The following is a 13,776-nucleotide window of genomic DNA, read 5'->3' as shown; positions in this document are numbered from 1 at the left end:
TCGTGAACTACTTCGATTTCAATTCCGCGAGCGAACAAGCTTCCTTCGACCTCATCCCCAAGGGCGCGCTGGTGCGCGTGCGCATGACGGTCAAACCCGGCGGCCATGACGATGCCTCGCAGGGCTGGACCGGCGGCTACGCCACGCGCAACACCAACACCGGCTCTGTCTACCTGAACTGCGAGTTCGTGGTGACCGAGGGCGAGTTCGCACGCCGCAAGATGTGGTCGCTCATCGGCCTGCACAGCCCCAAGGGACCCGAGTGGGCCAACATGGGCCGCACTTTCGTCAAGGCGATTCTCAACTCGGCACGCAACGTCCACCCGGGCGATGCGAGCCCGGCTGCGCAAAACGCCCGTCGCATCAGCGGATTCCGCGACCTGGACGGCATCGAGTTCCTGGGCAAGGTCGACTGGGAAAAAGACCAGAACGGCCAGGACAAGAGCGTCATCAAGTCAGCAGTCACGCCCGACCACAAGGACTATGCCGCCGCAATGGGGTCGCCACGCAGTCCGGTTGCTGCGCCTGCAGCACCGGCTCCAAACCCCTATGCGCAGGCCGCGGGCCGCCCCCCGGTGCCGGGCGTTCCGAGCTGGGCGCAATAAGGAGTTGCCACCATGATGCTTCGCCCCCGCCAAGCCTTGTTGGTCCATAGAACCCTCGCAGCCCTCAATCAATACGGCAACACGCTGGCTGTCGCACCCACGGGATCGGGAAAAACCATCATGCTGTCAGCGGTCGCTGGCAGCATGCTCGAGGATCCTGATGCCAAGGCGTGCATCCTTGCGCACCGCGGCGAGCTGACCGTGCAGAACCGTTCCAAGTTCTCAAGGGTCAATCCCGGGGTCTCAACTTCGGTAGTCGATGCCCATGAGAAATCCTGGGCGGGCCGTGCCACCTTCGCCATGGTTCAGACCCTCTCACGCAGGGCGAACCTCGACCAAATCCCTTCGCTGGACGTGTTGGTCATCGATGAGGCGCACCATGCCGCCTCACCGAGCTACAGAGCGGTCATCGACGAGGTCCAGTCCCGCAATCCAAAGGCCGTGATCTGCGGCCTGACGGCCACTCCCAATCGGGGCGACGGTCAAGGCCTGCGCGAGGTCTTCTCCAACGTCGCTGACCAGATCACGCTGGGCGAGATGATCGCGGCAGGGCACCTTGTTGCGCCACGCACCTTCGTGATCGACGTCGGCGTGCAGGACGCCTTGCGCCATGTCCGGCGCACCGCGATGGACTTCGACATGGACGAGGTCGCCTCCATTCTCGACAAGCAGCTGATCACTGAAGCGGTGATCAAGCACTGGAAGGCGAACGCATCCTCGCGCAAGACCATCGTCTTTTGCTCGACGGTGGCCCATGCCCAAAACGTCTGCGATGCGTTTGTCGACGCAGGCGTGCACGCCGTGTTCATCCACGGTGAGCTGTCCGATGTGGACCGCAAGGCGCGACTGGCGAACTACGAGACTGGGCGTGCTCAGGTGGTGGTCAACGTGGCGGTGCTCACCGAAGGCTACGACTACACGCCCACCAGCTGCGTTGTTCTGCTGCGGCCCAGCTCCTATAAGTCCACCTTCATCCAGATGGTCGGTCGTGGTTTGCGCACTGTCGACCCTGATGAGTTCCCGGGCTTGATCAAGACCGAGTGCATCGTGCTGGACTTCGGCACGGCCAGCCTGATGCACGGCTCGATCGAGCAGGAAATCAACCTCGACGGGCATCAGGGCGAAGGTGCGGCGCCAACCAAGGACTGCCCGGATTGCGGCGCCATCGTTCCGCTGGCCTGCATGGAGTGTCCCCTGTGTGGGCACGTATGGGAGCGGCAGCCTCAGGAACTGGGCGTGCTGGCGGACTTCGTGATGAGCGAGATCGACCTGCTCAAGCGCTCCAACTTTCGCTGGTGCGACCTGTTTGGGCATGACGACGCACTGATGGCCACAGGCTTTAACGCGTGGGGCGGCATCTTCTTTCTCAACGGCCGCTGGCACGCCGTCGGTGGGGGTAAGGAGTTGAGGCCGCACCTGCTGGGCGTCGGCAAGCGCACGGTCTGCATGGCCCGGGCCGACGACTGGCTCAACGACCACGAGTCGGCCGACTCCGCCTACAAGACACGGCGCTGGCTGAACGAGCCCCCGACCGACAAGCAGCTGCGCTATTTACCCGAGCCGATGCGCGCTGACTTTGGCCTCACGCGTTACCAGGCCTCGGCGCTGCTGTCGTTTCAGTTCAACAAGAGCCAGATCCAGCGCCTGGTGGTGGCGGCCAATGACGCCTGCCGGGAGGCGGCGTGAAGGCAGGGATGGCGCGCGGCATGTTGCGCATGGCCTGTGCGGTGTGCTCGCGCCAAGCCCGAGGCCTGGGCTGGTTCAACCCCAGGCTCAAGCGCGGTGACCCGCGTCGTGATTCGGATCGGTGGGTGTTTTGCTCTCGCCGCTGCCAAAACGCGTTCTCAGCGCTCATGAAAAAGACGGAGGGAAAGATGACAGATCCAACTGAGATGGAAACCTCGGCCATGGGTGCCTGCCTGTCGCCGCTGGGCGAGTATGTGGGCTCCATTGGAATGGGGCGTCCTTTGGCCGACTACAGCCGCCAGGAGGTCTTGACCCTGGTTGAGGTGGTGGTCACAGCCTACCAGCAGCACATGCTCATCGAGCATGAACGCCAGGCAGCGCGCGAGCGCGCCTTCTTTGATGATCGCCTGACCCGCCAGCAACTGGCCACCCAGGCGGGAGGTGTCCTGTGACGCTGGATTTCAATCACCGGCCCACGCTGGATGCCCAGATCAGCGACTTGATCGATCGCGCGCTGATTTTGGAGCGCGCCGGCCAGACGCCGAGGGACTATCTCGGCGCATCGCGTCTGGGCGTGGCCTGTGAGCGCGCGCTGCAGTACGAGTACACCCACGCGCCTGTGGACGACGGGCGCGACTTCTCGGCTCGCCTGCTGAGGATCTTTGAGGTCGGCCACACGCTGGAGGACCTGGCCATCCGCTGGCTGCGCTTGGCGGGCTTTGATCTCTTCACCAGAAAAGCCCAGGGTGGCCAGTTCGGGTTCTCTGTGGCGGGCGGGCGGATCCGGGGCCATGTCGACGGCATCCTGAACGCAGGGCCTGCGGATATGGCTGGTTTCGGCATGGGTTACCCGGCCATCTGGGAGTTCAAGACCATGAACGATAAGTCCTGGCGCGACACGGTCAAGCAGGGTGTGGCCCGATCCAAGCCGGTCTATGCCGCACAGGTCGCGGTCTACCAGGCCTACATGGAAGCCATTGTCCCGGGTGTCTCAGCCAACCCGGCCCTGTTCACTGCGGTCAACAAAGACACCCAGGCTATCTGGTGTGAGTTGCTGCCCTTTGATGGCGGACTGGCGCAGCGCATGTCCGACCGAGCAGTCAAGGTCATCACCGCGACCGATGCGGGCGAGAGCTTGCCTCGCTTTGCCACGACGCCCACCCACGTGGAGTGCAAGTTCTGTGCGTGGCAGCAGCGGTGTTGGGGAGTGGCGTCATGAGTGGGCGCACCGGGCACAGCACTCAGTGCAGCGCGGCCAGGGCCACCTCTGGGTTGCGATCCAGTACCTTGAGCAAGGCCTTGGCGGCGCCGGTGGGCGTGCGTTTGCCTTGCTCCCAATTGCGGATGGTGTCCAGGGAGACTTCGATCCGGCGAGAAAACTCGGCCTGGGTCAGCCCCAGGCGCTTGCGAACCCGGCGCGCGAAGCGGGCGGCATCCATCATGGCCTCCTTCTCATCTTGGGCCTGTTGGCGCGCCAGTTCCTGCTCAGTGGTCCCATCAACACGGGCCGCATCAATGCGCCCCAGCGCGACAGGTGCGGGCTTGCTGGGGTCAATCGTCATGCGAACGGTCTTCATAGTGTGTCATTTCTCGCTGGTTGGCCTTGCGGGCCGAGATGATGCGCATGGCTTGTTGTCGGGGGGTATAGACGATCACAAACAGCCGTTGCTCGATCTTGCCCATCAGTTGGTAACGCTCTTCGCCGTAGCTGTGGCGGTCATCGGGCCGGATGATGCGCATCGGATCAAAAAACGCCTGTGCCGCATAGGCAAAGTCAAACCCCCGCTGCCTGAAACAAAGCTCGCTTTTGCTGTCATCCCACTCAAATTGCATGGCGCCAATGTAGTTCAATGGACGACATTTTGTCAAGGCGCTGAGGTCGTGCCAACGCCCCCGAAAGGGAGGTCGCGTGCTGGACTTCAATGACGCTGGGGAGCCGCGGGATGGCCTGAGCGCGGACAGGGAGATGCTGCGCGCGGGATTGCTGGATCGGCTGGAGGCCGTGTTGCATTACCTGTTTCCCCTGGGGCGTAGCCGGGGTGGCAAGTTCTACGTGGGGGACGTCGAGGGCTCGCAGGGCAAGAGCCTGGTGGTCGAGCTCGAAGGACCCCGGCGGGGCTTGTGGAAGGACTTCTCCAACGACAACGGCGGCGACGTCTTGGCCATCTGGGCGATGTCGCGCGGACGCTCCACCCAGCATGACTTCCCGGCGGTTCTGGACGAGGTTCGCCAGTGGCTAGGGTTTGCGCCACCTATCTCACACCAGGCTCATCGTGACGCTCGCCATGAGCCTGCCGTCGATGATTTGGGGGCGCATACGGCCAAGTGGGACTACTTCACGCCCGCGGGCGAGCTGATGGCCTGCGTCTACCGATACGACCCACCCAGCGGCAAGGAGTACCGTCCCTGGGATGTTCGGGCCCGGATGTGGCGTGCACCTGATCCCCGCCCTTTGTACAACCTGCAGCAGGTGGCGACCGCCCGGACGGTCGTGCTGGTCGAAGGCGAGAAGTGCGCCGATGCGTTGATCGGGCTGGGCGTTGTCGCCACGACGGCGATGAACGGGGCGAAGGCGCCGATCGACAAGACCGACTGGACGCCGTTGAAGGCCAAGGAGGTGTTGATCTGGCCCGACCTGGACGCTGCGGGCTGGGACTACGCGCAGAACGCGGCACGCGCTTGCGCGCTGGTGGGAGCCACATCGGTGGCGATCCTGGTGCCTCCGCCCGACAAGCGATCCAAGTGGGATGCGGCCGATGGGGTTGCTGAGGGTTTTGACTGTGCAGCGTTCATTGCGCAGGGTGAGCGACAGGCCATCAAGTTGCCCACGACCAGGCTGCCGTGGTTTACGCTGGCCCAGTTGCTGGACGATGATTCGCCGGTGCCGGCGGACCTGATCGGGCCCCGGGTGCTTACGCCCGGTGGCCTGGCGGTCTTGGGCGGCGCGCCCAAGGTGGGAAAGAGCGACTTCTTGCTGGCGTTTCTCGCCCACATGGCCGCAGGCCTGCCGTTTCTGGGCATGACCCCATCACGGCCCTTGCGTGTGTTCTACCTGCAGGCCGAGGTGCAGTACCACTACCTGCGCGAGCGGGCCAAGAAGATCCGGCTGCCAGCCCATGGGCTTGAGCTGGCTCGAGCCAACTTTATCGCCACACCGCAGCTTCGGCTGGTTCTGGATGACGCCGGTCTGAAGCAAATCATTCCGGCGATGCTCGATGCCTTCGACGGCCATCCACCCGACATCATCGTCATTGACCCGATCCGAAATGTGTTCGACGGGGGCGAGGCGGGCGGTGAGAACGACAACGGCGCAATGCTGTTCTTCTTGTCCCAGCGCGTGGATCGGCTGCGCCAGGCGGTCAATCCCGATGCCGGTGTGATCCTGGTGCACCACACCAAAAAGCTCACCAAGAAGCAGTTCGAGGAGGACCCGTTCCAGGCATTCGCTGGGGCGAGCAGCCTGCGCGGCTTCTACACCTCCGGCGTGATGCTGGACCGCCCCAACGAGCTCAGCACCATTCGGCGCCTGACCTTCGAGTTGCGCAATGGTCCAGCTATCGCGCAAAAGAGCGTTGACAAGATCGACGGCGAATGGCGCGAGCTGGATGGCAACAACCGCCTGGTGCTCAAGGACTATGGCGAAAGGCTTGATGCGGAGCGCCGTCGCAAGCGTGACGCCATCTTGGAGATCCTGTTTGAGCAGGCTGCACAAGGGCGTTGTTACACCGCCAACCAGTTTGCGGAGGCCTTTGAGGGCAAGGCTGGCCTCGGAGGCAAGCGCACGATCCGCGAGCGTATTTCTGCCCTCGCCACACAGGGCTATATCAAGTTCTTTCGCGACACAGCGCAGTACGGGCTGCCCCCGGTTGGACGCAACAAGTTCGGCTATCTGTGCGTTGAGGACATGGTGCTGAGCCTGCCTTTTGACGTGCCGGATCCAGCCACGGGCGAGTTGCTGATCCAGCACTTCACAGTGCTGCCCACCCACTTTAAATGCCCACATTCCGGCGCGGCCATGCCCGTGGAGCGCGCGGACGTGTGGATCTACCAAGACGACCCAAACGACATCAATGACAAGGAGGCTTGCGCATGAACCCGCATATGTACGCGCCAAATCCAGTTGGCAAAAGTGTTGCCAACTGGAACCCCGGTTTTGCCAACTGGATTCAGTTGGCAGAAGTCTGCCAACTGGATTCCCATATGAATCAACAACTTAGGCTCAGTTGGCAGTTGGCAACAAAAAATCGTTTTGCCAACTTGCCAACTGAGCTAAGTCCTTGTTTTTATTCATATTTCACCCAAAATCCAGTTGGAAACAAACCCCCCTCCTACTACGTAGGAAAGGGAACTAAGGTTCCCTCTGACCTACGTAGGATGGCTGATGCCGTCGTCGATACCGGTGTCGATGTAGGTGTATATGTGGGTGGCGTTGGTGATGACATGGCGCCAACCCGGTGTCTCGTGTTACTGGCGATTGACTTGGGAACCACCACGGGCTGGGCACTGCGCCCGAGGGACGGCCAGATCGCCCACGGCTACCTGCGTGCGTTTTTCGGCGTTGGTGAGCGCCGTGTGCCGGTTGGCTCGGTTCGCCGCCAACTCTCTCGCACCGAACGCATATTGCGTGCGGTCGGTGGCAACGCCGACCGGGCACACAAGGCGTGGCTCTCCTACGAGGCGCACGCACTGCCGGTGATGGAGAGCGCGTCGGCGCTGACGTCAGCCAAGATCGATCTGCTTCCCCATCAGGTGGTGCTGACGCACCGCATTGCCACCGCGTCGCCCCGACGCTACCTCATCGCCGACGAGGTCGGGCTGGGTAAGACCATCGAGACGGCACTCATTCTTCGGGAGCTGGCCAGCCGGGGCGAACTGACCCGGGCGCTGATGGTGGTGCCTGCGGGTCTGGTGAACAACTGGCACCGCGAGCTGAACGAAGTGTTCAACCTCGACTTCGAGGTGTTCGGCTCCGAGGGCGACATCACTGACCGCAAGACCAACGCCTTCGCCAAGCACGACCGACTGATTGCCAGCATCGACACCCTGAAGCGCCCGGCGCGCATCAAGCGCCTGCTGGATGCACCGCGTTGGGATCTGGTGGTGTTCGACGAAGCGCATCACCTCACGGCATACCGCAATGGCGGCAAGGTCAGGAAGACCGAGAACTACAAGCTGGCTGAAGCGCTGAAAGACCATTCCCGCGACCTGATGCTGCTCTCGGCGACGCCTCACCAGGGCAATCACTTCCAGTTCTGGATGCTGGCGCAACTGCTGAACCCGACGCTATTCGGCAGCCCCGAGGAAATGCTGGAACACCGGCACCGCTTGAACACGGTGATGTTCCGTCGCACGAAGGCGGACGCCTGTCAGCCGGATGGTTCGCCGCTGTTTGCACGACGCTGGGTGCATACCGAGTCCTTCCTGATGGGCCCGGAGGAGCGCCTCTTCTACGAGAAGCTGCGCGAGTACCTGGAGGACGGCTTCGACCTTGCGCGTCGCCAGGGCGGCCAGGGGCGTGCCCTCGGCTTCTTGATGGCCATCTTCCAGAAGATTGCTGCGTCGAGCTTCGCCGCCGTGCGGCGCACCATGAAACGCCGTCTGCTGATGTTGACGCTGCACGAGGCATTCCTGCGGGATAAAGACCTGGACATCGAGGGGCGTGAGCGGCTGACCGATGAAGCCCGCGAGCTGATCCATGAAGAATTCAACCTCGCACGCGACAGCATCGGCCGGAGCGAGGTGGACCGTGTGCTGGCCGATCTCAAGTATCGACTGGTCAAGAAGCTGGACGAGGAAGCGCTGGAACTGGCCTCCGACCCTTATGGCAGCGAATATGGAGCTGCCCACGCTGAAGAAGCCGCATCGGCTGTCGTGGAACTGCATCTACCCGAAGAACGGCTGCGCATTGGCGATCTACTCAAGGTCTTCCCGCAGCAGCGCGAGACCAAGGCGCAGAAGCTGCTCGACGGCCTGGGCATCCTATGGCGGCAGAACCCGAGCGAAAAAATCGTCGTGTTTGCCACCTACCTCGGCACTGTGGACTTGATTGCGAGGGAGATCGACCAGACATTCCCCGGCCAGGGCGTGGCGGTGCTGCGTGGTGGTGATCACGGTGCCAAGGTTGCAGCCGAGCGCCGCTTCCGGCAGAAGGATGGCCCGCGCGTGCTGGTTTGTACGGCGGCTGGGCGTGAAGGCATCAACCTGCAGTTCGCGCGCATCCTGTTCAACTTCGACTTGCCGTGGAACCCGATGGACGTGGAGCAGCGCATCGGCCGCATCCACCGCTACGGACAGAACCACACGGCACAGGTCTACAACCTTGTGCTGTCCGACACCATCGAAGGCCGCATCTTCCTGATGCTGGACGAGAAGCTGGTGGAAATCGCCAAGACGGTCGGCAAGGTCGATGATCAAGGCAACGTCGCCGAAGACCTGCGTGCACAGATTCTTGGCCAACTCTCCGAGCGGCTTAACTACGACCGCCTGTACCAAGAGGCGCTTTCAGACCCCGAGCTCAAGCGGACAAAGGTGGAACTGGAAGCTGCCCTATCGAATTCGCGTGAAGCGCGGCAGGTCGTGTTTGACCTGTTCCAAGATCTCGAAGGCTTCAGTCTCGATGACTACAAACCCTTCTCTGATGTGTCCTCCAGTCTGGATCGATTGGTGCGGTTCATGTCGGCAGCAGTGACAGATCGACAGCAGCGACTCGTCAAGGTGGACGACGAGACCTATGACCTTGTGACCGCCGATGGTGCGCGCAAGGCCCGCTTCACATTGAACCGAGAGACGGCCACGAGTAACGACAACGTGGAGCTGATGGGGCTGGATCACCCACTCGTGCAGGAAGAGCTTGGCCGCTGGCGCATCGTGCCGCCGGAAGATCTTGGAATTGCTGTTGCGGCCGACGTCGACGACCCAGTCCTGCTGTCGTTTTGGATGGTCGAGACCTCCGGCAAGAACGGAGAGCGCCGCGTGGTGGTTCAGCCAATTGCAGTCAAGCAAGACGGCACTCGTGTGCCTGCGGTGGAACGGCAATGTGAACGCTACCTGCAGGCCCCGACAGCCACGCCGAGATTCACTCCGGATCAGCGACTCCATCTGTTTTCACAGGCAGTTGAGCCAACGCTGCAGCGAGAAATTAAGCATAAGGGTGCAGCAAACGGAGATGGAAGCTACTCGGCTGACTTGATTGGCTATGTCGAGATAACTCCCCGTAGTAGTTAATTCTTTCGTTCTCCGAATTCGGAGATTTTTCCACGCCACGTGTCACGTGGCTTTCTTCTTCCAAAGGGTATGACGATGGCACTCAAGTCAAAGGAATGGTTCTACAAGAAGTGTTTGGCTGAAGTCAAAGACTATGATCGCTTTTCACACCTCGCGTGGGGCATTCTTCAAAAGGGAATTGGCCAGTCTGATGGGACTCGCGGGCACGTGACACAAGCAATCGGCGTTAGTCAGGAATTCTTGGCGGCGTTTCCGGCTCACATCCCAACAATTCAGGGTGCAGAAACCAGCGAAATGAGCTTTCCGACTACACGGGCCGGTACACCCGCGTCGGTGTGCCCGGTGTGTCGGCAGGCCGATCGACCCACCGCACGTTGATCATGGAGGGCGTGGCTGCCAGCAGGTGTTCCAGGCTGGCATCGATCACGGCCTTGGGCACTTTGCCCCGAAAGCATTCCGAACTGATCTGGCTGCGCGTGGCCTGCCCGCGTTCGCGCAGGAAGGCCTGCACGCGGTTCGACATTTCCAGCACTTGGGCCAGCTTTGCTTCGTCGGCTGCGCTGACAAACACATACCGGACAGATGCAGTGGCATGCCGAATCCACGCCATCGCTGCGTCGATGTGGGGTACGTCGATCCGCGTTTGCAAATCGGTCAGCGCCAGCAGCATTGCCAGGCGTAGCAGCATCGGGGCGCGGCGTTCCAGAAGCGCGCCGACGGTTGCGTCACCAACGTCTTCGTTCAGTTCACTCCGGTAGAGCTGGGCATAGCGCCATTGCGCCTGCGGTGATAGTTCCATCCGAAGATGGTCGCGCTCTTCGTGCCGGTCGGCGCGGACGAAGGCCAGTACCTCCAAAGTTTTGCGCGCCAACCGCTCGACGGTCGCCAGCGGTGTTTCCTTCGGGAACGGAAGTATCCGTGTTCGTTCGGCCCAGATCATCAGGAAGCGGTTGGCGAAGCCGTTGGTCAGCTCGCGGGCGCTAATCAGGGCCGTCAATTCGCTGGGGGAGATAGCGCCGCTCAGGCAGATATGTGGATGACTGGCGTAGAGCCGATTTGACTTGGTGGCGGGCTTGAGATCGACGCCATCCCAACAATCGCGCAGAGCGGCTGACAGGGTGTTGCCGTCGCGCCGCCCTTGGTGAAGTACGTTGGCGAACTCGGATTCGACTACCCACAGCCTTTTGTCATCAACCGCCGGAATTTCATGTTTGCCTTGTCGATAACCGTCGTGCATCAGGGCCACAAGGCCTTCGCGGCTGGACAGGCCGCCACGGTGAATCTGCGGTGCAAACCGATAGTCCAACTCACGCAGAGCCTGATCGATCCGCAAGACCAGCTGCACGGCATCGCCTTTGCGGCCACGCCCCGAGCGCCCGATGTGCAGGCAGAAAATTCGATTGTGGTGCCAAGTATTTCCTATGGGCAGGTAGACGCCTCGACCAATGGCACAGGAAAGGTAAGTGATGAAATTGGCCGCGATGGCAAAGGGATTGGTTTCTGTCCCATCGCTGCCAGCACAGGCCACTTCGCCAACCAAGCCGTAGAGGCAAGTCCGGTGTGGGTGCGGCGCATTTCGATGGATGGCCACTTCTGACATCGCATCAGGTGTAGCCTCATCAAGGGAGGGGCCGAGCAAAGGACTTGACGTGTCCGCCTTGGGCATTCCGGGGGCCTGCATTCACTATTTGTCAAGTGACGTCGCCTGGACGATGCCTGAGAACTCGCGCAGGATGTCCGGGTTGTTCTGGGACAAAAAGCGGATCACGGCTTCGTTGTCCAGCAGTTTTGTCAAATAACCCCTGGCAAGAACCAAATTGAGGACGTCCTGCCCATAAGACTGCTCGACTAGTTTGAACTGACTCTCCAGGTTAGCCATTTCGCGCTCCATCTTCGCCATTTGATCGGCGGTGACACCTTTGACTTTCTTGGGGGCCCCCTCGTTGACCAGCATGTTGGCTGTCGTCGCCGCCAGCAGCGCCTGGGCGTAGGACACGGTGATGTTGTTGGTAGCCACCATCAATTCGACGCACTCAACCTGGCGCGTCGGCTTCAGCTTTCGCAGTACCGGACTCAGGTTGGCTGAAAAATGCTTGTCCCTGAGCAGTCGAACAGCCTCGGCACAGATCCCGTCCAGCAGGTTGATCTTCTTGGTGATGTGCTCGAGATCCAGCTCCAATGATTTCGCCAACCGAGTCGGTGTGACGCCACGGTCGACCGCCCGCCGGATCATGAAATGTTCTTGGATGGTCGACAGTCGGTTGATGCGGTTGTTGTAGGTGTAACTCTCGTCGTCTTTGGCGATCAGGCAAGGAGCGTCAGTGAAGCCCAATTCCTGCATGGCAAACATTCGGATGTGCCCATCCAGCAGCAGGTGCATGCTGCTGGTCTTGTCCGCTTTGGCGATCGTCAAAGGTTCAATCAGTCCAATGGCATCAATGGACGAAATGATTTGCTTGAACTTCCGAGAACTTATGAGTCCGTCGGGGGCCTTGCGAGATGGCAACAGTTTGTCGAAAGCAACGGTGATGGGGTCAGGGATAAATCCCAGTTTGCTTTGCGTCATGAGGCGCTGCCTGCGGGCCAGACGCGTTCGGCAATGTATTTCGGCAAGCTGTCGAGCCCCTCGGCGCGCAGCAGGTTGGTGAAGTTTTCATTGGCCATGAGTTGGCGCATTGCTTCAGCCACAAACAGCAATCGCTGCTGCGCGAATTCCGTCTTTTTGACCATCAGCTTTTGCCGTTCGACCTCGTGCTGGTACGTTCGGATCAGGCTGGAGGACGTCACATCCGGAACTTTGCGCGGTGCCCCCCTCGCAATGGTTCGACCCAGAGACCGACGCTTTTCGATGACCTTGCGGGCCTGGATCAGGTGGTTGCCGCGCAACTGACCATTCTCATAGGCCTCTTGCAAGGCCGCCTGTATATCCTTGTCATTGTTGCCTGCACCTGCGATGGTCAGGGCGGCGTTGAGTGGGATACGACCACTTTCAACAGCAATCAGCAGTCGCTCCTCGCCGTTTTTTAGCAACTGCAGGATGCCATGAATGTAGTCCTGACCAAGACCCGTCTTCTGGGCGATTGCTTTTTTGTCGTAGCCCTGATCGCGCAACTGTTCGATGCCTGCAAGCAACTCCAGGGTGCGCCCCTGGCGGCGGGCGATGTTTTCGGCCAGGCTCATGATGAAGGCATCTTCGTCGCTGACCCTAACGACCATGGCAGGGATCGTGGTTTCGCCCAAGGACTTGAAGGCCTTGAGTCGACCTTCTCCGCAGATCAGTAAGAATCTTTCCTCACCGTCGGAGTATTTGCGCGGCGTGACCGTGATGGGCTTTTTTAATCCAATGTTCTTGATGTTGCCGACGATGTCATCGAAGATGCGGCCGTTGCGGTCGCGCGGATTGAGGACTTCGATCTTGTCGATCGGAATCATCTGGAGATTGCTGGACGGATGCTCTTTGATCATGCCGCCCTCCTGACCCGGGTGCGCTCTGCCATGCCGTACAGATAGTCCAGGCTTTCAAAGCGGTAACTCTCAAACTCAATGCTGTTGTGCTCCGCCAAATGTATGCGTGGCAGGCCAAAGTCCAGGCGCGGCAGCAGGTAGTAGTCTAGAGGAGCCGTATTGGGTTGATCCAGCCGAACCGCGACCGTTATGTCAGGGGCCAGACTGGTGTCAAAGCGGACCTTCCATCGATGGCGCCCGTTGTCATGGGTCTGGCAACGTGCCAGCACGATCGAAATGCTGAACTCCTGGTTCACTCGCAAGAGATCCGTGGCGGGATCACGCACGATGGAGCCGCCGAGATTGGCGATTGCGCGTTCGGTGTGATTGATGATTTCCGGGTGAAGCTTGCGCAGGAACTTGTTGACCTCCAGAAACTGGTAGTCACGGTCCGGCGTGAAGCCAACGGCTTCGTAGGCCCGGATCAGGCTTCCGAAGCGGTGGATGTATGCCGCGGCTGAGGGCATGTCTTCCGTCTCGTCGATGATCAGGCCCGACAGGAAGCCTCGGTGCTGGTAGAGCTTGCGCAGCTTTTCGATCAACTCCTCGTTGCTGAACCGGTGAGCCCTTGCTCGGATAATGCCCTGCGCCATGTAAAAAACTTCAGGCGACACAATGGCCTCGAACGCGCCTTCCTTCTTGATCCACATCTCTGGCTGGTTGACGATGCGATGCTTTTTTATTGATCTTCTCTAAAAACATGACAACCAATTTGCATCTCACGCGTTATGTCTTCAGGATCATTGCTGGAGAATGT

At 60.6% G+C, this 13,776-nt stretch carries 11 protein-coding genes and 1 pseudogene; 6 read left to right on the top strand and 6 right to left on the bottom strand.

Annotated elements, in window-relative coordinates; translation table 11 throughout:
* Nucleotides 1–2 precede the first annotated feature (2 nt).
* From ACMUOY_RS17340 to ACMUOY_RS17325, 4 genes are all read left to right on the top strand, one after another.
* A complete protein-coding gene (locus tag ACMUOY_RS17340; RefSeq protein WP_413893991.1) occupies nucleotides 3–605 on the top strand; it encodes a hypothetical protein in 603 nt (200 codons plus the stop codon).
* A 12-nt stretch (nucleotides 606–617) separates the two neighbouring features.
* The gene (locus ACMUOY_RS17335) at nucleotides 618–2,291 is read left to right on the top strand and encodes a DEAD/DEAH box helicase (RefSeq protein ID WP_413893990.1); all 1,674 of its coding nucleotides are present in this window, start codon (nucleotides 618–620) and stop codon (nucleotides 2,289–2,291) included.
* A 188-nt stretch (nucleotides 2,292–2,479) separates the two neighbouring features.
* Nucleotides 2,480–2,743, top strand: coding sequence for a DUF6511 domain-containing protein (locus ACMUOY_RS17330; RefSeq protein WP_413893989.1), 264 nt, complete (start codon nucleotides 2,480–2,482; stop codon nucleotides 2,741–2,743).
* The gene (locus ACMUOY_RS17325) at nucleotides 2,740–3,510 is read left to right on the top strand and encodes a hypothetical protein (RefSeq protein WP_413893988.1); all 771 of its coding nucleotides are present in this window, start codon (nucleotides 2,740–2,742) and stop codon (nucleotides 3,508–3,510) included. Before ACMUOY_RS17330 ends, ACMUOY_RS17325 begins: the two co-directional genes overlap by 4 nt.
* Nucleotides 3,511–3,532: 22 nt before the next feature.
* Here ACMUOY_RS17325 and ACMUOY_RS17320 read toward each other — a convergent pair whose 3' ends face one another.
* Entirely contained in the window at nucleotides 3,533–3,853 is a 321-nt protein-coding gene (locus ACMUOY_RS17320; RefSeq protein WP_413893987.1) for a helix-turn-helix domain-containing protein, read from the bottom strand.
* A complete protein-coding gene (locus tag ACMUOY_RS17315; protein WP_413893986.1) occupies nucleotides 3,843–4,124 on the bottom strand; it encodes a BrnT family toxin in 282 nt (93 codons plus the stop codon). Before ACMUOY_RS17315 ends, ACMUOY_RS17320 begins: the two co-directional genes overlap by 11 nt.
* Before the next feature lie 76 nt (nucleotides 4,125–4,200).
* On the opposite strand from ACMUOY_RS17315, the gene ACMUOY_RS17310 reads away from it, so the two are divergent.
* Together ACMUOY_RS17310 and ACMUOY_RS17305 are read left to right on the top strand one after the other, a co-directional pair.
* Entirely contained in the window at nucleotides 4,201–6,384 is a 2,184-nt protein-coding gene (locus ACMUOY_RS17310) for an AAA family ATPase (RefSeq protein ID WP_413893985.1), read from the top strand.
* The gene (locus ACMUOY_RS17305) at nucleotides 6,381–9,515 is read left to right on the top strand and encodes a DEAD/DEAH box helicase (RefSeq protein ID WP_413893984.1); all 3,135 of its coding nucleotides are present in this window, start codon (nucleotides 6,381–6,383) and stop codon (nucleotides 9,513–9,515) included. The genes ACMUOY_RS17310 and ACMUOY_RS17305 overlap by 4 nt, the downstream gene beginning before the upstream one ends.
* A gap of 307 nt (nucleotides 9,516–9,822) precedes the next feature.
* On the opposite strand, the gene ACMUOY_RS17300 is transcribed toward ACMUOY_RS17305, so the two are convergent.
* The 4 genes and pseudogenes from ACMUOY_RS17300 to ACMUOY_RS17285 form a co-directional block, all read right to left on the bottom strand.
* Nucleotides 9,823–11,181, bottom strand: coding sequence for a hypothetical protein (locus ACMUOY_RS17300; protein ID WP_413893983.1), 1,359 nt, complete (start codon nucleotides 11,179–11,181; stop codon nucleotides 9,823–9,825).
* Between the two features lie 18 nt (nucleotides 11,182–11,199).
* The gene (locus ACMUOY_RS17295) at nucleotides 11,200–12,081 is read right to left on the bottom strand and encodes a plasmid partitioning protein RepB C-terminal domain-containing protein (RefSeq protein ID WP_413893982.1); all 882 of its coding nucleotides are present in this window, start codon (nucleotides 12,079–12,081) and stop codon (nucleotides 11,200–11,202) included.
* Nucleotides 12,078–12,980, bottom strand: a complete 903-nt coding sequence (locus ACMUOY_RS17290; RefSeq protein WP_413893981.1) for a plasmid partitioning protein RepB C-terminal domain-containing protein — start codon at nucleotides 12,978–12,980, stop codon at nucleotides 12,078–12,080. Before ACMUOY_RS17290 ends, ACMUOY_RS17295 begins: the two co-directional genes overlap by 4 nt.
* Nucleotides 12,977–13,711 (bottom strand): annotated as a pseudogene (locus ACMUOY_RS17285) (recombinase family protein); the annotation flags it as partial. The gene ACMUOY_RS17290 and the pseudogene ACMUOY_RS17285, both read right to left, overlap by 4 nt.
* Nucleotides 13,712–13,776 lie beyond the last annotated feature (65 nt).

The organism is Candidatus Skiveiella danica, assembly GCF_022705245.1.
GTDB classification, from domain to species: Bacteria; Pseudomonadota; Gammaproteobacteria; order Burkholderiales; family Burkholderiaceae_C; genus Skiveiella; species Skiveiella danica.
Note: the sequence above shows the minus strand (reverse complement) of the source record. Positions and strands in the feature narration are given on the sequence as shown.